Annotated in this window: 18 protein-coding genes; 10 read left to right on the top strand and 8 right to left on the bottom strand. The window is 70.9% G+C overall.

The annotated features are described in order from the left end of the window. The first annotated feature begins 10 nt into the window (after nucleotides 1-10). The 4 genes from ACIDOF_RS16085 (at nucleotide 11) to ACIDOF_RS16100 (ending at nucleotide 2,335) form a co-directional block, all read left to right on the top strand. On the top strand, nucleotides 11-271 hold the full coding sequence (locus ACIDOF_RS16085) for a hypothetical protein (protein WP_409006547.1): 261 nt from the start codon (nucleotides 11-13) through the stop codon (nucleotides 269-271). Between the two features lie 35 nt (nucleotides 272-306). Next, entirely contained in the window at nucleotides 307-1,056 is a 750-nt protein-coding gene (recO, locus tag ACIDOF_RS16090) for a DNA repair protein RecO (RefSeq protein WP_409006548.1), read from the top strand. Nucleotides 1,057-1,098: 42 nt separating this feature from the next. Further along, nucleotides 1,099-1,953, top strand: coding sequence for an isoprenyl transferase (locus ACIDOF_RS16095; protein WP_409006549.1), 855 nt, complete (start codon nucleotides 1,099-1,101; stop codon nucleotides 1,951-1,953). Nucleotides 1,954-2,020: 67 nt separating this feature from the next. After that, nucleotides 2,021-2,335 carry a hypothetical protein gene (locus ACIDOF_RS16100; RefSeq protein WP_409006550.1) on the top strand — a complete coding sequence of 105 codons (315 nt, stop codon included), beginning with the start codon at nucleotides 2,021-2,023 and terminating at the stop codon, nucleotides 2,333-2,335. Between the two features lie 384 nt (nucleotides 2,336-2,719). Here ACIDOF_RS16100 and ACIDOF_RS16105 read toward each other — a convergent pair whose 3' ends face one another. The 4 genes from ACIDOF_RS16105 to ACIDOF_RS16120 all read right to left on the bottom strand — a co-directional run bounded on the left by ACIDOF_RS16105 (nucleotide 2,720) and on the right by ACIDOF_RS16120 (nucleotide 6,037). Then, entirely contained in the window at nucleotides 2,720-3,127 is a 408-nt protein-coding gene (locus tag ACIDOF_RS16105; protein WP_409006551.1) for a Fur family transcriptional regulator, read from the bottom strand. Between the two features lie 89 nt (nucleotides 3,128-3,216). After that, nucleotides 3,217-4,161: a metal ABC transporter permease gene (locus ACIDOF_RS16110; protein ID WP_409006552.1), complete on the bottom strand. Its 945-nt coding sequence runs from the start codon at nucleotides 4,159-4,161 to the stop codon at nucleotides 3,217-3,219. Then, nucleotides 4,161-4,955 (bottom strand): metal ABC transporter ATP-binding protein, encoded by a 795-nt coding sequence (locus ACIDOF_RS16115; protein WP_409006553.1) that lies wholly within the window; start codon nucleotides 4,953-4,955, stop codon nucleotides 4,161-4,163. Before ACIDOF_RS16115 ends, ACIDOF_RS16110 begins: the two co-directional genes overlap by 1 nt. Before the next feature lie 50 nt (nucleotides 4,956-5,005). Beyond that, entirely contained in the window at nucleotides 5,006-6,037 is a 1,032-nt protein-coding gene (locus ACIDOF_RS16120) for a metal ABC transporter substrate-binding protein (protein ID WP_409006554.1), read from the bottom strand. A 152-nt stretch (nucleotides 6,038-6,189) separates the two neighbouring features. On the opposite strand from ACIDOF_RS16120, the gene ACIDOF_RS16125 reads away from it, so the two are divergent. Continuing rightward, nucleotides 6,190-7,569: a glycine--tRNA ligase gene (locus ACIDOF_RS16125; protein ID WP_409006555.1), complete on the top strand. Its 1,380-nt coding sequence runs from the start codon at nucleotides 6,190-6,192 to the stop codon at nucleotides 7,567-7,569. 181 nt (nucleotides 7,570-7,750) lie between these two features. Further along, nucleotides 7,751-7,966 carry a hypothetical protein gene (locus tag ACIDOF_RS16130; RefSeq protein ID WP_409006556.1) on the top strand — a complete coding sequence of 72 codons (216 nt, stop codon included), beginning with the start codon at nucleotides 7,751-7,753 and terminating at the stop codon, nucleotides 7,964-7,966. 156 nt (nucleotides 7,967-8,122) lie between these two features. Here the strand turns inward: ACIDOF_RS16130 and ACIDOF_RS16135 are convergent, their stop codons facing one another. Then, nucleotides 8,123-8,581, bottom strand: a complete 459-nt coding sequence (locus ACIDOF_RS16135) for a TetR/AcrR family transcriptional regulator (RefSeq protein ID WP_409006557.1) — start codon at nucleotides 8,579-8,581, stop codon at nucleotides 8,123-8,125. A gap of 164 nt (nucleotides 8,582-8,745) precedes the next feature. On the opposite strand from ACIDOF_RS16135, the gene ACIDOF_RS16140 reads away from it, so the two are divergent. After that, on the top strand, nucleotides 8,746-8,913 hold the full coding sequence (locus tag ACIDOF_RS16140; RefSeq protein ID WP_409006558.1) for a DUF6243 family protein: 168 nt from the start codon (nucleotides 8,746-8,748) through the stop codon (nucleotides 8,911-8,913). An 83-nt stretch (nucleotides 8,914-8,996) separates the two neighbouring features. On the opposite strand, the gene ACIDOF_RS16145 is transcribed toward ACIDOF_RS16140, so the two are convergent. Next, complete coding sequence (locus ACIDOF_RS16145) at nucleotides 8,997-10,451, bottom strand: MFS transporter (protein ID WP_409006559.1); 1,455 nt, start codon at nucleotides 10,449-10,451, stop codon at nucleotides 8,997-8,999. A gap of 102 nt (nucleotides 10,452-10,553) precedes the next feature. Here ACIDOF_RS16145 and ACIDOF_RS16150 point away from each other — a divergent pair, with 102 nt between their 5' ends. Further along, entirely contained in the window at nucleotides 10,554-11,438 is an 885-nt protein-coding gene (locus ACIDOF_RS16150; RefSeq protein ID WP_409006560.1) for a helix-turn-helix transcriptional regulator, read from the top strand. 31 nt (nucleotides 11,439-11,469) lie between these two features. Here the strand turns inward: ACIDOF_RS16150 and ACIDOF_RS16155 are convergent, their stop codons facing one another. Further along, complete coding sequence (locus ACIDOF_RS16155; RefSeq protein WP_409006561.1) at nucleotides 11,470-12,930, bottom strand: MFS transporter; 1,461 nt, start codon at nucleotides 12,928-12,930, stop codon at nucleotides 11,470-11,472. An 89-nt stretch (nucleotides 12,931-13,019) separates the two neighbouring features. On the opposite strand from ACIDOF_RS16155, the gene dusB reads away from it, so the two are divergent. Both dusB and ppdK read left to right on the top strand, forming a co-directional pair. After that, nucleotides 13,020-14,183, top strand: a complete 1,164-nt coding sequence (gene dusB, locus ACIDOF_RS16160) for a tRNA dihydrouridine synthase DusB (RefSeq protein ID WP_409006562.1) — start codon at nucleotides 13,020-13,022, stop codon at nucleotides 14,181-14,183. Nucleotides 14,184-14,740: 557 nt separating this feature from the next. Continuing rightward, nucleotides 14,741-17,512, top strand: coding sequence for a pyruvate, phosphate dikinase (gene ppdK / locus ACIDOF_RS16165; protein ID WP_409006563.1), 2,772 nt, complete (start codon nucleotides 14,741-14,743; stop codon nucleotides 17,510-17,512). 247 nt (nucleotides 17,513-17,759) lie between these two features. Here ppdK and ACIDOF_RS16170 read toward each other — a convergent pair whose 3' ends face one another. Continuing rightward, the gene (locus tag ACIDOF_RS16170) at nucleotides 17,760-18,920 is read right to left on the bottom strand and encodes an alkaline phosphatase PhoX (protein WP_409006564.1); all 1,161 of its coding nucleotides are present in this window, start codon (nucleotides 18,918-18,920) and stop codon (nucleotides 17,760-17,762) included. Between the last annotated feature and the right edge of the window lie 67 nt (nucleotides 18,921-18,987).

Consider the following 18,987-nt stretch of genomic DNA (forward strand, 5'->3'; position numbering starts at 1 on the left):
CGATGCACTCATGAACAGCAAAACGAAAAATGAGAATCGGCACGCGCTCGAATGCCTGCGGGAAGCGGACGAGGCCGTACTTGAATTGCGTACCGCATTTGCGAGGGTCGGTATCGCATTGCCTTCTCTGCGGCTCGACCCGATCTCGTACGCGCGGGAGGCGCCCTGCCCGCTCGTGGAATTGGGGCGGTGTTCCGTGGAGACCGCGCAGCGGATCGCGGCGGCGCTGCCGAAGCCGGGGGAACCGGAGGGGGCGGGAGTGACCCACTGACCCCGGGGCCGCGGCCCGTACGCGACAATGAGGGCATGAGCCTTTTCCGTGACGATGGGATCGTCCTGCGCACCCAGAAGCTGGGCGAGGCCGACCGCATCATCACGCTGCTCACCCGTGGTCACGGGCGCGTACGGGCGGTGGCGCGAGGCGTGCGCCGTACGAAGTCGAAGTTCGGCGCGCGCCTGGAACCGTTCTCGCACGTGGACGTGCAGTTCTTCGCGCGCGGCAGCGAACTGGTCGGCCGGGGACTGCCGTTGTGCACGCAGAGTGAGACGATCGCTGCGTACGGTGGCGGCATCGTGACCGACTACGCGCGCTACACCGCGGGCACGGCCATGCTGGAGACCGCCGAGCGGTTCACGGACCACGAGGGCGAGCCGGCGGTGCAGCAGTACCTGCTCCTGGTCGGCGGGCTGCGGACGCTCGCGCGCGGGGAGCACGCCCCGCATCTGGTGCTCGACGCGTTCCTGCTGCGCTCGCTCGCCGTCAACGGCTACGCGCCGAGCTTCGTGAACTGCGCGAAGTGCGGCATGCCGGGACCGAACCGGTTCTTCTCGGTCGCCGCGGGAGGAGTGGTCTGTGCCGAGTGCCGGGTGCCGGGAAGCGTCGTACCCTCCTCGGAGGCCATCGGCCTGCTCGCCGCGCTGCTGACCGGCGACTGGCCGACGGCCGACGCGTGCGAGGCGCGGCACGTACGGGAGGGCAGCGGCCTCGTGTCGGCGTATCTGCACTGGCACTTGGAGCGCGGACTGCGCTCGCTGCGGTACGTCGAGAAGACCTAGCAAGACCTGATGAGAGCTGTTGCAGGGGAGCGAGTAACCAACATGGCACGACGCGGGATTCTGGGCGGCCGGTCGCGGCGCGAGTACAAGGCGCCGGAGCCGCACCCGTCGGGGGCGAGGCCGCCGAAGCTCCCCGGAGAGCTGGTGCCGGACCATGTGGCGGTCGTCATGGACGGCAACGGCCGCTGGGCGAAGGAGCGGGGCCTGCCGCGCACCGAGGGCCACAAGGTCGGCGCGGAGCGCGTGCTCGACGTCCTGCAGGGCGCGATCGAGATGGGCGTCGGAGCGATCTCCCTGTACGCCTTCTCGACGGAGAACTGGAAGCGGTCGCCGGACGAGGTGCGCTTCCTGATGAACTTCAACCGGGACTTCATCCGCAAGACCCGCGACCAGCTCGACGAGCTCGGAGTGCGGGTGCGGTGGGTCGGCCGGATGCCGAAGCTGTGGAAGTCGGTCGCCAAGGAGCTGGAGATCTCCCAGGAGCAGACCAAGGACAACGACAAGCTGACGCTGTACTTCTGCATGAACTACGGCGGGCGCGCGGAGATCGCGGACGCGGCGCAGGCCCTGGCGGAGGACGTCAGGTCCGGGCGGCTCGACCCGTCCAAGGTCAACGAGAAGACGTTCGCGAAGTACCTGTACTACCCGGACATGCCGGACGTCGACCTGTTCCTGCGGCCCAGCGGCGAGCAGCGCACGTCCAACTACCTGCTCTGGCAGAGCGCTTACGCGGAGATGGTCTTCCAGGACGTCCTGTGGCCCGACTTCGACCGGCGCGACCTGTGGCGGGCCTGCGTGGAGTACGCACAGCGGGACCGGCGGTTCGGGGGAGCGGTGCCGAACGAGGAGCTGGAGCGGATGGAACGCGAGATGGCGGGCCGCCCTGACGAGTCCTGAGCCGCAGCGGCTCTCCGCGCCCCGGCTCTCACCGCCCCGGCGCTCGCCCCTCGCGGGCTGCGCCGGGGTGCTGCTGCTCGTCCTCGGCCTGTTCCTGACGGTGTTCAGCCTGGGGTTCACGGTCGAGATGGAGTCGTTCCCCGGGCTGCGGGACAACGTCGCGCCGATCGCGGTCTTCGCGGTGGCGGTCGCGGTGCTGTGCGGGCTGGCGGGGGTGCTGCTGTGCGCCCGCCGCCTCCCGCGCACGGCCGTGGTTCTCGGGCTCTGCCTGCTGGCGGGCGCGGTCTGGCGGGTGTACGCCCTCGCCCCGATGCTCCCGTGCTGGTCCCACGACACGGTCGCCCGCAACGAGAACGGCACGTACACCTGCTACGACCGTTGAGCTTTCCCCACCCCGCCCCTTCCCGAAAGTCCTGGGCGGACAGCCCCGGGTCCTGCCTCCCCGGCCCCCGCATGGGGCTCCGCCCCTCGCCCCCGATCGCCCTCCGGGCTCGTCCTCAAACGCCGGACGGGCTGGATTTGGCCCCGACAGGGGCGCGGGGAACTGCGCGAGCGGGCACGACGGCGGGACAGCCGGACGAACAGCTCCGCCGGATTTCGGGAAGGGGCGGGGCGGGGAGCAAAGCCCTGGGCCGAGGCACGTCCGACCCGCACCGGCACGTGCCTCGAAAGGGGCGCGGGGAACTGCGCGAGCGGGCACGACGGCGCCGCAGACGCGGGACGGGCCAGGGGTCCGGGGCGGAGCCCCGGAGGCGGGGCGGGGAAACTACTTGCCCGCCGCCGCGCACTCCGCGCATGTGCCGAAGATCTCCACCGTGTGAGCCACGTTCACATACCCGTGCTCAGCCGCGATGGACTCCGCCCACTTCTCGACCGCCGGCCCCTCCACCTCGACCGCCTTGCCGCAGACGCGGCAGACCAGGTGATGGTGGTGTTCGCCGGTCGAGCAGCGGCGGTAGACGGATTCGCCGTCGCCGGTGCGGAGCACGTCGACCTCGCCGGCGTCGGCGAGGGACTGCAGGGTGCGGTACACCGTGGTCAGGCCGACCGAGTCGCCCTTGTGCTTGAGCATGTCGTGGAGCTCCTGGGCGCTGCGGAACTCGTCCACCTCGTCCAGGGCAGCCGCCACGGCGGCTCGCTGCCGGGTCGACCGGCCGCGTACGGGCGCTGTCACTGGGACCTCCTCACGTCGCTGCCGGGCCATTGTGCCAGGTTGGCCCGGCACGTAAGGCATGCCTTACGTGGACGCCCTACGTGCGCGGCTCAGGCCTTGGCGTTCTCCTCTGTCCGCCGAGCCGGCGGAAGCTCGCATTCCAAACCGTCGAAGCCGTCCGGACCGCCCGCCGAGCCCTGCGCCCCGGCCTCCGCGGCCTCCGCCGCCGCGGTCCGCCGCGCCCGCCTGCGCGCGAGCGGCGCCGCGAGCAGCGCCAGGACGAGGAACACGGCGACGGCGAGCAGCACGATCGCGGCGCCGGACGGCGCGTCCACGTAGTACGTCGCGGCCGTGCCGGTCAGGGAGACCGTGACGCCGATGGTCATGGCGAGCGCGAGCGTCGTGACGAAGCCGCGCGTGACCCGCTGGGCCGCCGCGACCGGGATCGCCATCATCGCGCTGACCAGGAGCAGGCCGACGATCCGCATGGCGACGGTCACCGTCACCGCGGCCGTGACCGCGATCAGCAGGTTGAGCAGCCGCACCGGAAGCCCGGTGACGCGGGCGAACTCCTCGTCCTGGCAGACCGCGAACAGCTGCCGCCGCAGCCCGATCGTGATCGCGACGACGAACGCCGCGAGGACGCAGATCGCCGTGACGTCCTCCGGCGCGACCGTGGTGATCGAGCCGAAGAGGTACGTGTTGAAGCTGGCCGTCGAGTTGCCCGGCGACAGGTTGACGATCATGACGCCGCCGGCCATGCCGCCGTAGAACAGCATCGCGAGGGCCACGTCACCGCTGGTGCGGCCGCGGGAGCGGACCATCTCCATGCCGACGGCGCCGAGGATCGCGACGAGCGTGGCCATCCACACCGGGCTGGTGTTCATCAGGAAGCCGAGGGCGACACCGGTCATCGCGACATGCCCGATGCCGTCGCCCATGATCGCCTGGCGGCGCTGCACCAGATACGTGCCGATCGCGGGCGCGGTGATGCCGACCAGCGTCGCGGCGATCAACGCCCGCCGCATGAAGTCGAATTCGAGGATCTCCAGCATCAGGTCAGCAGCCCCGTCCGGATCGGCTCCGCGGCGTCGGCCGCGTGCGGGTGTACGTGGTCGTGGCCGGGCAGGGCGTGCTGGCCGACGGCCTTCGGGGGCGGGCCGTCGTGCAGCACGCAGCCGTCGCGGAGCACCACGGCACGGTCGATCAGCGGCTCCAGGGGGCCGAGTTCGTGCAGGACGAGCAGCACGGTGACGCCGGCGGCGACCTGTTCGCGCAGGGCGGCGGCGAGCACCTCCTGGTTGGCCAGGTCGACCCCGGCCATCGGCTCGTCCATGATCAGCAGTTCGGGCTCGGCGGCCAGGGCGCGGGCGATCAGGACGCGCTGCTGCTGCCCGCCGGAGAGGGCGTTCACGGAGTCCTTGATCCGGTCCGCCATGCCGACGAGTTCCAGGGCGCGCGTGACGGCCGCCTTGTCCCCGCGGCCGGGCAGGCCCAGCTTCGTACGGGCGAGACGGCCCGACGAGACGACCTCGCGGACCGTCGCCGGGACGCCGGACGCGGCGGTGGTGCGCTGCGGCACGTACCCGATCCGGGACCACTTGCGGAAGCGCTTCAGCTCGGTGCCGAACAGCTCCAACGAGCCGCCGCTGAGCGGGACTTGACCGACGACGGCGCGGACGGCGGTGGACTTGCCGGAGCCGTTGGCGCCGAGCAGGGCGACGACTTCGCCGCGGCGCACGGTGAGGTCGACACCGCGCAGGACGGGGCGTGAACCGAGGGTCGCCCTGGCTCCCTCGAGGGAGATCACGGTCTCGCGATCCCCGGGTTCCTGGTCCTGTTGGTGCATGTCCGTCTCCGTCTCAGCCTCTGCCGCCGTCGCCGCTGCCGTGCGCGAGGTCACTTCGCGCCGAGCGCCTTCTTCAGGGCGGTCAGGTTGGCGCGCATGACCTCGATGTAGTCAGCGCCCTTGGACTTGTCCGTGATTCCCTCCAGCGGGTCCAGGACGTCCGTCTTCAGGCCGGCGTCCCCGGCGAGGGTCTTCGCGGTCTTGTCGCTGGCGAGGGTCTCGAAGAAGATCGTGGAGACCTTCTCGTCCTTGGCGACCTGCTGCAGTTCCTTCATGCGCGCGGGGCTCGGCTCGGCCTTCGGGTCGAGGCCGGTGACGCCCTCCTGGTGCAGGCCGTACCGCTCGGCGAGGTAGCCGAAGGCGGTGTGCGCGGTGATGAAGGTCTTCGTCTCGGTGCTCTTCAGGCCGTCCTCGAAGTCCTTGTCGAGGCCTTCGAGCTTCTTCACCAGGGCGTCGGTGTTCTTCTTGTAGTCCGCGGCGTGGTCCGGGTCGGCCTTCTCCAGGGACTTGCCGACGCCCTTCGCGGCCTCGGCGTACTTCGACGGGTCGAGCCAGAAGTGCGGGTCGGTGGCCTCGCCCTCGTGGCCCTCCTCGGCGTGCTCGCCGCCGTGCTCCTCGTGCCCGGCCTCCTCGTGGCCCTCCTCGGCGTGCTCCTCGTGGCCGCCGTGGTCGTGGCCGTCGTCCGCGGAGTGCAGGTCGAGGTCGGTGAGCGACGCGGCGTCGACCTTGTTCTTCACGCCGGACTGCTCGACCGCCTCGTCCACGGCGGGCTGCATGCCGCCGAGGTACAGCAGCAGGTCGGCCTCGCCGAGCTCGGCGATCTGGCGGGGCTTGAGCTCCAGCTCGTGCGGCTCGACGCCGGGCTGGGTGAGGGTGTTCACGTCGACGTGCTTCCCGCCGATCTCCTCGGCGAGGAACTGCATCGGGTAGAACGACGCGACGACGTTCAGCCCTTCGCCGTCCTTGCCGTCGGCGGCGTTCGAGTTGCCGCAGGCGGAGAGGGCCAGCAGGCCGAGGGCGGCGGCTCCGGCGACGGCGGTGGTGCCTATTCGGGAGCGGGAGCGGGAGCGTCGTACGTTCATGACACTCATTTTCATCAAAGATGGAAACGATTGTCAACAAAGGTCAGGCTGGTGCATAGCAGGTACAGAGAGGGACCGATTTGGTCAGGGGCCGGGCCACGCCGGTAACCTGAATCAATTCGCTGCCGTCCATTCGTACTGAAGAGAGCACCGTGGCCGCCGACAAGATCGACACCATCGTCAGCCTCAGCAAGCGCCGTGGCTTCGTCTACCCCTGCAGTGAGATCTACGGCGGTCAGCGTGCCGCCTGGGACTACGGACCGCTGGGCGTCGAGCTCAAGGAGAACCTCAAGCGCCAGTGGTGGCGCTACATGGTCACGTCCCGTGAGGATGTCGTCGGTATCGACTCGTCGGTGATCCTGGCGTCCGAGGTCTGGCAGGCCTCCGGCCACGTCGCCACCTTCACCGACCCGCTCACCGAGTGCACCTCCTGCCACAAGCGCTTCCGCGCCGACCACCTGGAGGAGGCGTTCGAGGCCAAGCACGGCCGCCTGCCCGAGTCGCTCGCCGAGGTCAACTGCCCGAACTGCGGCAACAAGGGCCAGTTCACCGAGCCCAAGCAGTTCTCCGGCCTGCTCTCCACGCACCTCGGCCCGACCCAGGACTCCGGCTCGGTCGCGTACCTGCGCCCCGAGACCGCGCAGGGCATCTTCACCAACTTCGCCCAGGTCCAGCAGACCTCGCGCCGCAAGCCGCCGTTCGGCATCGCGCAGATGGGCAAGTCCTTCCGCAACGAGATCACGCCCGGCAACTTCATCTTCCGCACCCGCGAGTTCGAGCAGATGGAGATGGAGTTCTTCGTCAAGCCGGGCGAGGACGAGAAGTGGCAGGAGTACTGGATGGAGCAGCGCTGGAACTGGTACACGGGCCTGGGTCTCCGTGAGGAGAACATGCGCTGGTACGAGCACCCGGCGGAGAAGCTCTCCCACTACTCCAAGCGCACCGCCGACATCGAGTACCGCTTCTCCTTCGGCGGCTCCGAGTGGGGCGAGCTGGAGGGTGTCGCCAACCGCACCGACTACGACCTGTCGGCGCACGCGCAGGCCTCCGGCAAGGACCTCTCGTACTTCGACCAGGAGGCCGGCGAGCGCTGGACTCCGTACGTCATCGAGCCCGCGGCGGGCGTCGGCCGCGCCATGCTGGCGTTCATGCTCGACGCGTACGCCGAGGACGAGGCGCCCAACGCCAAGGGCAAGCTGGAGAAGCGCGTCGTGATGCGCCTTGACCCGCGCCTGTCGCCGGTCAAGGTCGCCGTCCTGCCGCTGTCCCGCAACCCGGAGCTGTCGCCGAAGGCCAAGGGCCTGGCGTCCGCGCTGCGCCAGCACTGGAACATCGAGTTCGACGACGCCGGCGCGATCGGCAAGCGCTACCGCCGCCAGGACGAGATCGGCACGCCGTTCTGCGTCACCGTCGACTTCGACACCCTCGACGACAACGCGGTGACCGTGCGCGAGCGCGACACCATGAAGCAGGAGCGCGTCTCCCTCGACCAGATCGAGAGCTACCTCGCGGCCCGCCTGATCGGCTGCTGAGCTCCCGCGACGCCTCGCTGAAGGCGCCGGGCCCGTCCGCGTACGGGCCCGGCGCCTTTCGCGTACGCGGGGGCGCCCGCCGTACAACGACCCTGCAACGCAAGCCTGTTGATGTTGCTCCTGTTGCAGACTGGGCGGCGCACGCAGACCGGCCCCCGTACGCGAGTGCCAGGAGGCACCGATGCCGTCCACGCAGCCCGAGCGAGCCATGCAGTCCAGCAAGGTCAGCCGCTGGGACCAGCACGGCCGCGAACACACCGTCCGCGTCCGCAAGTCCGGCGTGCAGCGCACCCTGGTCTGCGAGACCTGCGACTGGAACCGCCGGGCCCAGTTCCTGCCGTGGCTGAAGGCGGAGGAACATCTGGCGGAGGCGCATCAGGCGACGGTCGGCCCGTGAAATTCAGCCCGTCCGGCGTTTGAGGACGAGGCCGGAGGCCGACAATCCAGCCCGTCCGGCGTTTGAGGACGAGGCCGAAGGCCGATGGAAGCGGGGCCCTGGGGCGCAGCCCCGGTACCGAGCCCAGGTCGACCCGCACGTTCCGTACGACCGAGCTCAACCCTGCCGAAGCCCCCGCAGGAGCAGCGCGCAGACCTCGCCGAACCGCTCGTCCACACCCTCGCGGGTCCACAGGTGCGCGTGCCGCGGGTCGTGGAACACGGCCGTCGCGTCGAACACCGCGCGGGCCGTGACCGCCGGGTCGCCGGTCGCGAACTCGCCCGAGCGCGCGCCCCGTTCGACGATCCCGGCGAGCTGCCCGACGAGCCGCTCGGCATGCCGCTCGACCGAGGGGTCGCACTCGGCGGCCAGCTCGGCGTACGCCGCGTACAGCTCGGGGTCGTCGGCGGCCTTGCGGCGTTCGGCGGTGAACAGCTCGGCCAGCCAGCGGCGCAGCGACGCCGAGCCGTCCCCGCCCGGCCGCTGTGCGACCTCGGCGAGCCGGTCCGCCGTGCGGTCGAGCCACTCCTCGGTCACGGCCGCGCGCAGCTCGGCCTCCGTACGGGTGTGTGCCATGGGGTGACCGTACCCGCGGAAATCAGGTGCGCGGGCGGGCCGCACCCGGCTATGTTCGCGGGCATGTACTTCCACCTTCCGATCTACGAGTGAGAGCGCGCGGGACGCGATCCCGCCCTCCGCGACGGCACACGACCAGACCTTCACCGTGAACGGGAGTACGCATGGCCAAGAGCCGCAACAACCTCCTCGGCGTGGGCGGACAGCGCAAGAAGCTGTCCCGCACGGACGCCCAGGGCGCGGCCGCCGACAGCGCCGCCGACCGCAGGACCGCTGCCGAGCGGAAGCAGGACCTGCTGCGCAAGATGCGCGAGCGGGCGCAGAGCAAGTAGCAGGCGCACCACCGAGTGAGCCGAGGCCCGTGACTCCTTTGGGAGTTGCGGGCCTCGGCGTCTCAACACGACCGTCTGCGCGGTCAGTTCACCCGGCGCGGCAGCCGCAGGCTCAGCAGGGCCGTCAGGACGATCGTGCCCAGCTGGGCGACGAGCGTGACCAGCAGCGCGTCCCGCATGCCGAGCCCCGGCACGAGCGCGAGGAACAGCGTGCCGAGCGTGGCCACGCCCAGGGTGAGCGCGGTCTGCTGGGTCGTCACCATCACCCCGCTGCCCACACCGGCCCGCTCGGCCGGCACGTCGGACAGCACGATCCGCAGCAGGACCGGGAGTTGGAACGCCTGCCCGAGCCCGGCGAGCGCCACCGAAGGCGCCAGCGCCAGGACGCCCGTGTCCGGCCAGCCCCGCCACACCGTCACCGCGAGCAGCGTGATCCCCAGCCCCTGCAGCACCCCGCCGACCGTGACGATCCGGCTGCCGTACCGCCGGGTCAGGCGCGGGCCCGCGAGCGAGCCGAAGAAGAACACCACGGCCATCGGCGCGAGGGCCAGACCGGCCGCCACCGGGCCCATCCGCAGGCCCTGCTGCAGCGCCACCGCGATCACGAACATGAAGCCGCCGAAGCCGACCGAGAACGGCAGGATCAGCGCCAACCCCCGCCGCAGACTGGGCAGTCGGAGCAGACTCGGCGGCACCAGCGGGGTGCGCCCGGCCCGGTCCGCGCGCCGCTCCACGGCATAGAACGCGCCGGACGCGAGCGGGAACGCGGCGAGCGACAGCCACGTCCACAGCGGCCAGCCCGCCGCCCGGCCCTCGGTGAGCGGCGCGAGCAGCGTCACCAGGGCCACGGCGAGCAGCAGCGTGCCCGGCACGTCCACCGGCGCGGGCCGCTCGCTGCGGCTCTCCGGCACGTACCGCACGGCCAGGACCAGGCCGAGCAGCACCACCGGCACGTTCACCAGGAAGATCGAGCGCCAGCCGGTCCCGGCCACGTCCGCGGCGACCAGGACGCCGCCGAGCACCTGCCCGGCGACCATCGACAGGCCGGCCGTCGCCCCGTACAGGCCCATCGCGCGGGCCCGGCGCGCGCCCCGCGTCGTCGCCTGGATCGTGGCGAGCACCTGCGGGAGCATCAGCGCGGCCGCGGCACCCTGTGCCACCCGCGCCGCGACCAGCGTCCACGCGCCGGGGGCGAGGCCGCAGACCAGCGAGGTCACGCCGAAGGCCGCCATGCCGATGAGGAAGAGCCGGCGCCGCCCCGCGGTGTCCCCGAGCCGGCCGCCGAGGACGAGCAGCACGGCGTACGCGACCCCGTACCCCGCGACGATCAGTTCGAGGAGCGCGGGCCCGGCGGCCAGATCGTGGTCGATGGTGGGCAGCGCGACGTTGACGATGAAGAAGTCGACGAGCGGCAGCGCCGCCCCGAGCAACACGGTGAACAGGCCCAACGGCCCGAGCACCGCGCCGTGTTGAACACTGCGGACGGAGGGGACGGCGGTCGGGTCGGCTGCGGTGGCGCGTACGGTCGTTTCACTCACGTCGTCGACGATCCCGCTCCCCGCAGCCTGGTACCAGAGTGTCTTTATCCTGGTACAAGCACTACCTGGCAAGGGGTACGCCCCTTCGGCAGCCTTGGGGGCATGGCGACGATGGTGCAGGAACGAACGGCCGATACCAGAGACGCGGACGCCGCTGCCGGCGACGTGCGGCGGCACGAGCTCGCCGCGTTCCTGCGCAGCCGCCGCGAGCGCATCACACCCGAGCAGGTCGGCCTGCCGCGCGGCGCCCGACGACGCACGCCCGGGCTGCGCCGCGAGGAGGTCGCCCACCGCTCGGCGGTCGGCGTGACCTGGTACACGTGGCTGGAGCAGGCCCGCCCCATCCAGGTCTCCCCGCAGGTCCTCGACGCCCTCTCCCGCGCCCTCCTCCTCGACACCGGCGAGCGCGCCCACCTGTTCGCCCTCGCCGGGGCCACCGACCCGGCGCCCGGCACACCCTGCCCCTCGGTCACCCCGGCCCTGCGCGCCCTGCTCGACCAGCTGGAGCCGGTGCCCGCCTGCGTCCAGAACAGCAGGTACGACATCCTCGCCTACAACCGCACGTACGGGCGGCTGCTCTGCGACCTGGACGCGCTGCCGCCCGAGGACCGCAACTGCCTGTGGCTGTCGTTCACCCACGACGAGTGGCGGGCCTCGCTCGGCGACCGGGACGAGACGATCCGCCTCATGGCCGGCAAGTTCCGCGCCGCCATGGCCGGGCACCTCGCCGAGCCCGCCTGGAAGACGCTGCTCAAGCGGCTGCAGACCACGTCCGCCGAGTTCCGCGAGATCTGGGAGCGGCACGACGTGGTCGCCACCACCGACAAGACCAAGCGCTTCCTCAACTCCCGCGTGGGGCAGCTCAATCTGAGCCACACCAGCCTCTGGCTCGGCCCGTCCCAGGGACCGCGCCTGGTGACGTACGTACCGGTCGACGAGGAGTCGCGGGCCCGCCTGGAGAAGCTCCGCGCACTGGTCGAGGGCTGAACTGTCCTCGCTGCTCCCTTCAGCGCGCGGCTCAGCGCGCGGCGGGTTCCGGCTGCTCCTCGGTGTGCTCCAGGCGCCGCGCCGTGCGCAGTGCGGTGGAGCGGGCCCAGCCGCCACTGGTCAGCGCGCCCACGACGAGCACGCAGAGGCCGCAGCCCGTGATGATCCACCAGGCGGGGCGGCTCGCCGCCACGAAGTCCCCGTCCGCGGGCGCCCCGGCGAGCCCGGACGCGAGGCCCGAGGCGAGCACCGCGCCGATCACCGCGACGCCGAGGGTGCCGCCGATCTGCCGGCTGGTGGAGGCCACGGCCGCCGCGACCCCGGCCTGGGCACGCGGCATCCCGGCGACGGCGGTGTTGGTGATGGGCGCGTTGACGAAGCCGAAGCCGAGCCCGAACAGCACATAGCCGAGCACCAGCGTCACGTTGTCCGCCTCCGCGTCGAACGCGGCGAACAGCACCCCGCTCGCGCTCATCGCCACCCCGGCCACGAGCAGCGGCAACCGCGGCCCGCGACTGCCGACGAGCCGCCCGGACAGCGGCGCGCACAGGAACGTCAGGGCCGCCATGGGCAGCATCCACAGCCCGGCGTGCAGCGCGTCGAGCCCGCGTACGTCCTGCAGGTACAGCGTGGACAGGAACAGGAACCCGGAGAGAGCGGCGAACGCGCTGACCGCGATCACGGTGGCCCCGCTGAACGGCGCACTGCGGAAGAACCGCAGGTCGATGAGGGGTTCGGCACGCCGCGGCTCGTACCGCAGCAGCCCGGCCAGGGCCAGCGCCGCAAGCCCCGCGAGCAGCAGCGTCCCGGGCGAGCTCCAGCCGGCGGCGGGCGCCTCGATGATCGCGTACGTCAGCGAGCCGAGCAGCAGCACCACCAGGAGCTGGCCGACCGGGTCGGGGCGGCGGGGCCTCGGGGCGCGGGACTCCGGCACGTACCGGACGGTGAGGAGGAGCGCGGCGAGGCCGACCGGGAGGTTGACCCAGAAGATCGATCGCCAGCCGACCGAGTCCACGAGCAGCCCGCCGACCAGTGGCCCGGCCGCCATCGAGATGCCGACGACACCGCCCCAGACGCCGATCGCGCGGGCCCGCTCGCGCGGTTCCGTGAAGGTGTTGGTGATGATCGACATCGCCACCGGGTTGAGCATCGAACCGCCCACGGCCTGCACCATCCGGAACGCGACCAGCGACTCCAGGTTCGGCGCGAGCGAGCAGAGCACCGAGCCGAGCGTGAAGAGCACGAGCCCCGCCTTGAACACCTTGCGGCGCCCGATGCGGTCGGCGGTGGACCCGGCGAGCATCAGCAGCGAGGCGAGGACCAGCGTGTACGCGTCGATGGTCCACTGCATGCCCGCGACGTCCGCGCGCAGATCCGCGCGCATCGAGGGCAGGGCGACGTTCAGGACGGTGTTGTCCAGGCTGACGATCAGCAGGCTCATGCAGCAGATCGCGAGGATCAGCAGCCTTCGGCGGTGGGTCGGCTCGGGCATGAGATCCATGCTACGTCCACTAGTACGGCTAACTAACGAGTATCCACAGGGGCACCTGGACCGGCTCGCGGTACGCGACAATGGGGGGCATGACCTCGCTCGCCCAGGGCACCTCGCCGAAGCCCGCCACCGCCCTCGCCATCGGACCGCACACCGTGCAGCCGCCGGTGGTGCTCGCCCCCATGGCGGGTATCACGAACGCGCCGTTCCGCACCCTCTGCCGTGAATTCAGCGGCGGCAAGGGCCTGTTCGTGAGCGAGATGATCACGACGCGCGCGCTGGTCGAGCGCAACGAGAAGACCATGCAGCTGATCCACTTCGACGCGTCGGAGAAGCCCCGCTCCATCCAGCTGTACGGCGTCGACCCCGTCACCGTCGGCAAGGCCGTCCGCATGATCGCGGAAGAGGACCTCGCCGACCACATCGACCTCAACTTCGGTTGCCCCGTCCCGAAGGTCACCCGCAAGGGCGGCGGCTCGGCCCTGCCCTTCAAGCGGCCGCTGCTGCGCGCCATCCTGCGCGAGGCCGTCACCGGCGCCGGTGACCTCCCGGTCACGATGAAGATGCGCAAGGGCATCGACGACGACCACATCACGTACCTGGACGCGGGCCGCATAGCCGTGGAGGAGGGCGTGACGGCCATCGCCCTGCACGGCAGAACGGCCGCCCAGCACTACGGCGGCACGGCGGACTGGGACGCCATCGCCCGCCTCAAGGAGCACGTCCCGGAGATCCCCGTCCTCGGCAACGGCGACATCTGGTCGGCGGACGACGCCCTGCGCATGGTCCGCGAGACGGGGTGCGACGGCGTGGTCGTGGGCCGCGGCTGCCTCGGCCGGCCGTGGCTGTTCGCCGACCTGGTCGCGGCGTTCGAGGGGCGCGAGGAGCGGGCGCGGCCCACGCTGCGGGTGGTCGCGGACGCGATGGTGCGGCACGCGACGCTATTGGGCGAGTGGATCGGTGACGAAGCACGCGGTGTCATCGACTTCCGCAAGCACGTCGCCTGGTACCTGAAGGGCTTCGCGGTCGGCTCCGAGATGCGCAAGCGCCTGGCGATCACCTCGTCCCTGGCCGAACTGCGCGCGGGGCTCGACGAGCTGGACCTCGACCAGGAGTGGCCCACCGGCGCGGACGGCCCCCGGGGGCGTACGTCGGGGAACAACCGGGTGGTCCTCCCGGACGGCTGGCTCAAGGATCCGTACGACTGCGCGGGCGTGAGTGAGGACGCGGAGCTGGACACGTCCGGGGGCTGAGGCGTCCTTCCGTCGTCGTCCGGTGCGGGGCGTTCGGGGCTCGGTCCCTTCGGGGCTGCCGCCCCGGGCCCCGCTTCCCTTTTTCGGCCTCCGGCCTCGCCCTCAGGCGCCGGACGAGCTTTCCGTCGGCCCCTTCCGCCTGTTCGTTCGGCCGTCCCGTCGTCGTGGCCGGTCGCGCAGTTCTCCGCGCTCCTTTCGGGGTGCCCCGCCGCCCGGATCCCGCCCGGATCCCGTCCGCATCCCGTCCGGATCGTGGAAATCCGGCCCCGTGGACGGCGTGATTCTCGCCACCCCTGATCGGGGTCACGCTCAGATGAGCGGATCTTGCTCGTTTGCACGCCTCAAACGCTGGCACTCAGTGCCAAGCGTTTTGAGTTCAAGAGTTGAACGCAAATGAGGTTTAACCCCGCTCATCTGAGCGCCAAATCGGGATCTACCGGGGTAGTCCACTTCGGGGCGTGAACTCCGCTCCGTCGACCACATGACCTGGTCATTACTTTTGATCTGCTGGCGGACGGGTGGTTGCGGCCGTATGACCTCTGAGTGGACGTACCCAGATGCCTTCGATCTGGGTATGTTCCTCGCCGTCAGGGCAGCCGCACCGAGGAGACAGGCCCGTGTCGGATCACGTAGACCGCCAGAAGTTCGTTTACGACTTCACCGAGGGCAACAGGGACCTCAAGGACCTGCTCGGTGGCAAGGGTGCCAACCTGGCCGAGATGACCAACCTCGGTCTCCCCGTGCCCCCCGGGTTCACGATCACCACCGAAGCCTGCAAGGAGTACCTCGCCAACGGTGAGGAGCCGGCCGCGCTCCGGGACGAGGTGACCGCCCACCTCGACGCGCTCGAGCAGAAGATGGGCAAGAAGCTCGGCGACGGCAAGGACCCGCTCCTCGTCTCCGTGCGTTCCGGCGCCAAGTTCTCCATGCCCGGAATGATGGACACCGTCCTCAACATCGGGCTCTCCGACAAGTCCGTGCAGGGCCTCGCCAAGCAGGCCGGCGACGACCGCTTCGCGTGGGACTCGTACCGCCGGCTGATCCAGATGTTCGGCAAGACCGTGCTCGGCGTCGACGGCGACCTGTTCGAGGACGCGCTGGAGGCCGCGAAGTCCGCCAAGAAGGTCACCGTCGACACGGACCTGGAGGCGGCCGACCTCAAGAAGCTCGTCACCAAGTTCAAGAAGATCGTCAAGACCGAGGCCGGGCGGGACTTCCCGCAGGACCCGCGCGAGCAGATGGACCTCGCCATCGAGGCGGTCTTCAACTCGTGGAACACGGACCGCGCGAAGCTGTACCGCCGCCAGGAGCGCATCCCCGGCGACCTCGGCACGGCCGTCAACGTCTGCTCGATGGTCTTCGGCAACCTCGGCCCCGACTCGGGCACCGGCGTCGCCTTCACGCGTGACCCGGCCTCCGGCCACCAGGGCGTGTACGGCGACTACCTGCAGAACGCGCAGGGCGAGGACGTCGTCGCGGGCATCCGCAACACCGTGCCGCTCGCGGAGCTCGAGCAGATCGACAAGAAGTCGTACGACGAGCTCATGCAGATCATGGAGACCCTTGAGACGCACTACAAGGACCTCTGTGACATCGAGTTCACCATCGAGCGCGGCCAGCTGTGGATGCTGCAGACCCGCGTCGGCAAGCGCACTGCCGGTGCCGCCTTCCGGATCGCGACCCAGCTCGTCGACCAGGGCCTGATCGACGAGGCCGAGGCGCTGCAGCGCGTCAACGGCGCGCAGCTCGCGCAGCTGATGTTCCCGCGCTTCGACGAGAACGCCAAGGTCGAGAAGATCGGCCGCGGCATCGCCGCCTCGCCGGGCGCCGCGGTCGGCAAGGCCGTCTTCGACTCGTACACGGCCGTCAAGTGGTCGCGGTCCGGCGAGAAGGTCATCCTGATCCGCCGTGAGACCAACCCGGACGACCTGGACGGCATGATCGCCGCCGAGGGCATCCTGACCTCGCGCGGCGGCAAGACCTCGCACGCGGCCGTCGTCGCCCGCGGCATGGGCAAGACCTGTGTCTGCGGCGCCGAGGACCTGGAGGTCGACACCAAGCGGCGCCGGATGACCGTCGGCGACACCGTCGTCGAGGAGGGCGACGTCGTCTCCATCGACGGCTCCACCGGCAAGGTGTACCTCGGTGAGGTGCCCGTCGTGCCGTCCCCGGTCGTCGAGTACTTCGAGGGCCGGATGCACGCCGGCGCCGACGAGGCCGACGAGCTGGTCGCCGCCGTCCACCGCATCATGTCCTTCGCCGACGGCAAGCGCCGCCTGCGGGTCCGCGCCAACGCCGACAACGCCGAGGACGCGCTGCGCGCCCGCCGCTTCGGCGCCCAGGGCATCGGCCTCTGCCGTACGGAGCACATGTTCCTCGGCGAGCGCCGCGAGATGGTCGAGAAGCTGATCCTCGCCGACACCGAGGACGAGCGGGAGGCCGCCCTCAAGGACCTGCTTCCGCTGCAGAAGAAGGACTTCGTCGAGCTGTTCGAGGCGATGGACGGACTGCCCGTCACCGTCCGCCTCCTCGACCCGCCGCTGCACGAGTTCCTGCCCGACATCACCGAGCTGTCGGTGCGCGTCGCGCTCGCCGAGTCCCGCAAGGACCCGAACGAGAACGACCTGCGGCTCCTCCAGGCCGTGCACCGCCTGCACGAGCAGAACCCGATGCTGGGTCTGCGCGGTGTCCGTCTCGGCCTCGTCATCCCGGGCCTGTTCACCATGCAGGTACGGGCCATCGCCGAGGCCGCGGCCGAGCGGAAGAACGCCAAGGGCGACCCGCGCGCCGAGATCATGATTCCGCTCGTCGGCACCGTCCAGGAGCTGGAGATCGTCCGCGAGGACGCCGAGAAGGTCATCGCGGAGGTGCAGGAGCAGACCGGCGTCGAGCTGAAGCTGGCGCTCGGCACGATGATCGAGCTGCCGCGCGCCGCGCTCACCGCCGGGCAGATCGCCGAGGCCGCGGAGTTCTTCTCCTTCGGCACGAACGACCTCACGCAGACGGTGTGGGGCTTCTCCCGGGACGACGTGGAGGCCTCGTTCTTCACGGCCTACCTGGAGAAGGGCATCTTCGGTGTCTCGCCGTTCGAGACCATCGACAAGGACGGCGTCGGCTCGCTCGTCCGCAACGCGGTCAAGGCCGGGCGGGAGACGCGGCCCGACCTGAAGCTCGGCGTCTGCGGTGAGCACGGCGGTGACCCGGAGTCCGTGCACTTCTTCCACGAGGTCGGCCTCGACTACGTCTCCTGCTCGCCGTTCCGGATTCCGGTGGCGCGGCTGGAGGCGGGTCGCGCGGCGGCCGAGTCGAAGGGCAGCGACAGCCGCTGAGTCCGGGGCCCTTCCGGGCCCCGCCCGAACCCCGGGACCGGGGTCGTGTCACCCGACCCTCAACCGATCCGATTCCGGTCCCGGTTTGCGAGGATGAGGGGCGCCCATGTGCGGGGGCGCCCCTCATCGCTTTTCCTGCCCTGAGTCCTCAGCGGACGGCTTCGGGGTTGTTCTTCGGCTGTCCCACCGTCGTGGTCGCTCGCGCAGTTCCCCGCGCCCCTGTCGGGGCACGTCCCCCTGGGAGGGGTTACGCGCGGAACGGGCCCGTTACCTCGTAGGTGATTCCGCCCGACGACGACCCCGTCGTGCCGCGCTGGGACGAGAAGTAGAACCGCTTGCCGTCGGGGGAGAACGCCGGGCCGCAGATCTCCGAGCTCGACTGGCCGTTGATGCGCAGGAACGGCGCCACCACGTCGTCGGGCGTGATGATGCAGATCTCCATGTTGCCGCCGTCCTCCGCGATGAAGAGGTCGCCGGAGGAGGACCCGGTGACGTTGTCGACGCCGGTCAGCGGGGCCGAGCCGTTGGTGACGAGGCTGTCGTCGTAGGCGAGTTCGTACGTGCCCGCCGTCAGGTTGAGCTGCCAGACGCGGTTGTCGCCCTTGGTGGTGAACCAGACGTTGTCACCGGCGTAGTGGCAGCCCTCGCCGCCGTTGAAGATCTTCGCGCCGGAGACCTGGTCCCGGGTGTAGGTGGGGGAGCCGTCGGGGTCGGGGACGTTCGCCCAGCCGAAGGTGCCGGACGTGCCGCTGCCGGCGGTCAGGACCTGGAGAGTGCCGGAGGAGAGGTCGCCCCAGGTGGTCGGCACGAACCGGTAGAAGCAGCCGTCCGACTCGTCCTCGGTGAGGTAGACGACCTTGCGGACCGGGTCGGCCGCGGCGGCCTCGTGCTTGAACAGCCCCATCGCCGGGCGGCGTACGGCGGCCTTGGCGCCCCACGGGTCGGTCTCGTAGACGTAGCCGCGGCTGACCTCCTCGCAGGACAGCCAGGTGTTCCACGGGGTCGCGCCGCCCGCGCAGTTGTTGCGGGTGTTGGACAGGATGCGGTGGGCGCCGGTGATGCGGCCCGTGGAGTCGAACTTGACGGCGCCCGCGCCGCCCCCGGTGCTGACCTCCGAGTTGGAGACGTAGATCCAGCCGGTGCCGTCGGCGAAGCAGGCGCCGCCGTCGGGGGCGTTGTGCCAGGTGTACGAGGTGCCGGCGACGGTCTGCCCGGACCGGGCGACGACTCTGCTGGTGAAGCCGCTGGGCAGCTGGATGCCGTTGGCGTCGGCCGAGCCGAGCGCTCCGTACGGGCCGGGGCCGTTCTGGGCCGGGGCCGCGTAGGCGGCGCCGCGCATGAGGGTGCCGCCGAAGGCGGCGGCCGAGGTGCCGATGACCGCTCCGCGCAGGAAGGTGCGACGTTCCACAGTTCACTCCGGGTGGGTGAAGTCCGCCCCGTGCCGCCGAGGTGCGGCCACAGGGTCGCGCGCTTCC

Origin of the sequence: Streptomyces sp. Da 82-17 (genome assembly GCF_046098215.1) — a bacterium.
Classification (GTDB): domain Bacteria; phylum Actinomycetota; class Actinomycetes; order Streptomycetales; family Streptomycetaceae; genus Streptomyces.

Excerpts from the sequence above, each read along its gene's own strand:
- ACIDOF_RS16130 (WP_409006556.1), top strand. The coding sequence starts at position 7,751 with ATGCCGTCCACGCAGCCCGAGCGAGCCATGCAGTCCAGCAAGGTCAGC.
- ACIDOF_RS16135 (WP_409006557.1), bottom strand. The coding sequence starts at position 8,581 with ATGGCACACACCCGTACGGAGGCCGAGCTGCGCGCGGCCGTGACCGAG.
- ACIDOF_RS16140 (WP_409006558.1), top strand. The coding sequence starts at position 8,746 with ATGGCCAAGAGCCGCAACAACCTCCTCGGCGTGGGCGGACAGCGCAAG.
- dusB (WP_409006562.1), top strand. The coding sequence starts at position 13,020 with ATGACCTCGCTCGCCCAGGGCACCTCGCCGAAGCCCGCCACCGCCCTC.
- recO (WP_409006548.1), top strand. The coding sequence starts at position 307 with ATGAGCCTTTTCCGTGACGATGGGATCGTCCTGCGCACCCAGAAGCTG.
- ACIDOF_RS16150 (WP_409006560.1), top strand. The coding sequence starts at position 10,554 with ATGGCGACGATGGTGCAGGAACGAACGGCCGATACCAGAGACGCGGAC.
- ACIDOF_RS16115 (WP_409006553.1), bottom strand. The coding sequence starts at position 4,955 with ATGCACCAACAGGACCAGGAACCCGGGGATCGCGAGACCGTGATCTCC.
- ACIDOF_RS16095 (WP_409006549.1), top strand. The coding sequence starts at position 1,099 with ATGGCACGACGCGGGATTCTGGGCGGCCGGTCGCGGCGCGAGTACAAG.
- ACIDOF_RS16155 (WP_409006561.1), bottom strand. The coding sequence starts at position 12,930 with ATGCCCGAGCCGACCCACCGCCGAAGGCTGCTGATCCTCGCGATCTGC.
- ACIDOF_RS16120 (WP_409006554.1), bottom strand. The coding sequence starts at position 6,037 with ATGAACGTACGACGCTCCCGCTCCCGCTCCCGAATAGGCACCACCGCC.
- ACIDOF_RS16085 (WP_409006547.1), top strand. The coding sequence starts at position 11 with ATGAACAGCAAAACGAAAAATGAGAATCGGCACGCGCTCGAATGCCTG.
- ACIDOF_RS16110 (WP_409006552.1), bottom strand. The coding sequence starts at position 4,161 with ATGCTGGAGATCCTCGAATTCGACTTCATGCGGCGGGCGTTGATCGCC.
- ppdK (WP_409006563.1), top strand. The coding sequence starts at position 14,741 with ATGCCTTCGATCTGGGTATGTTCCTCGCCGTCAGGGCAGCCGCACCGA.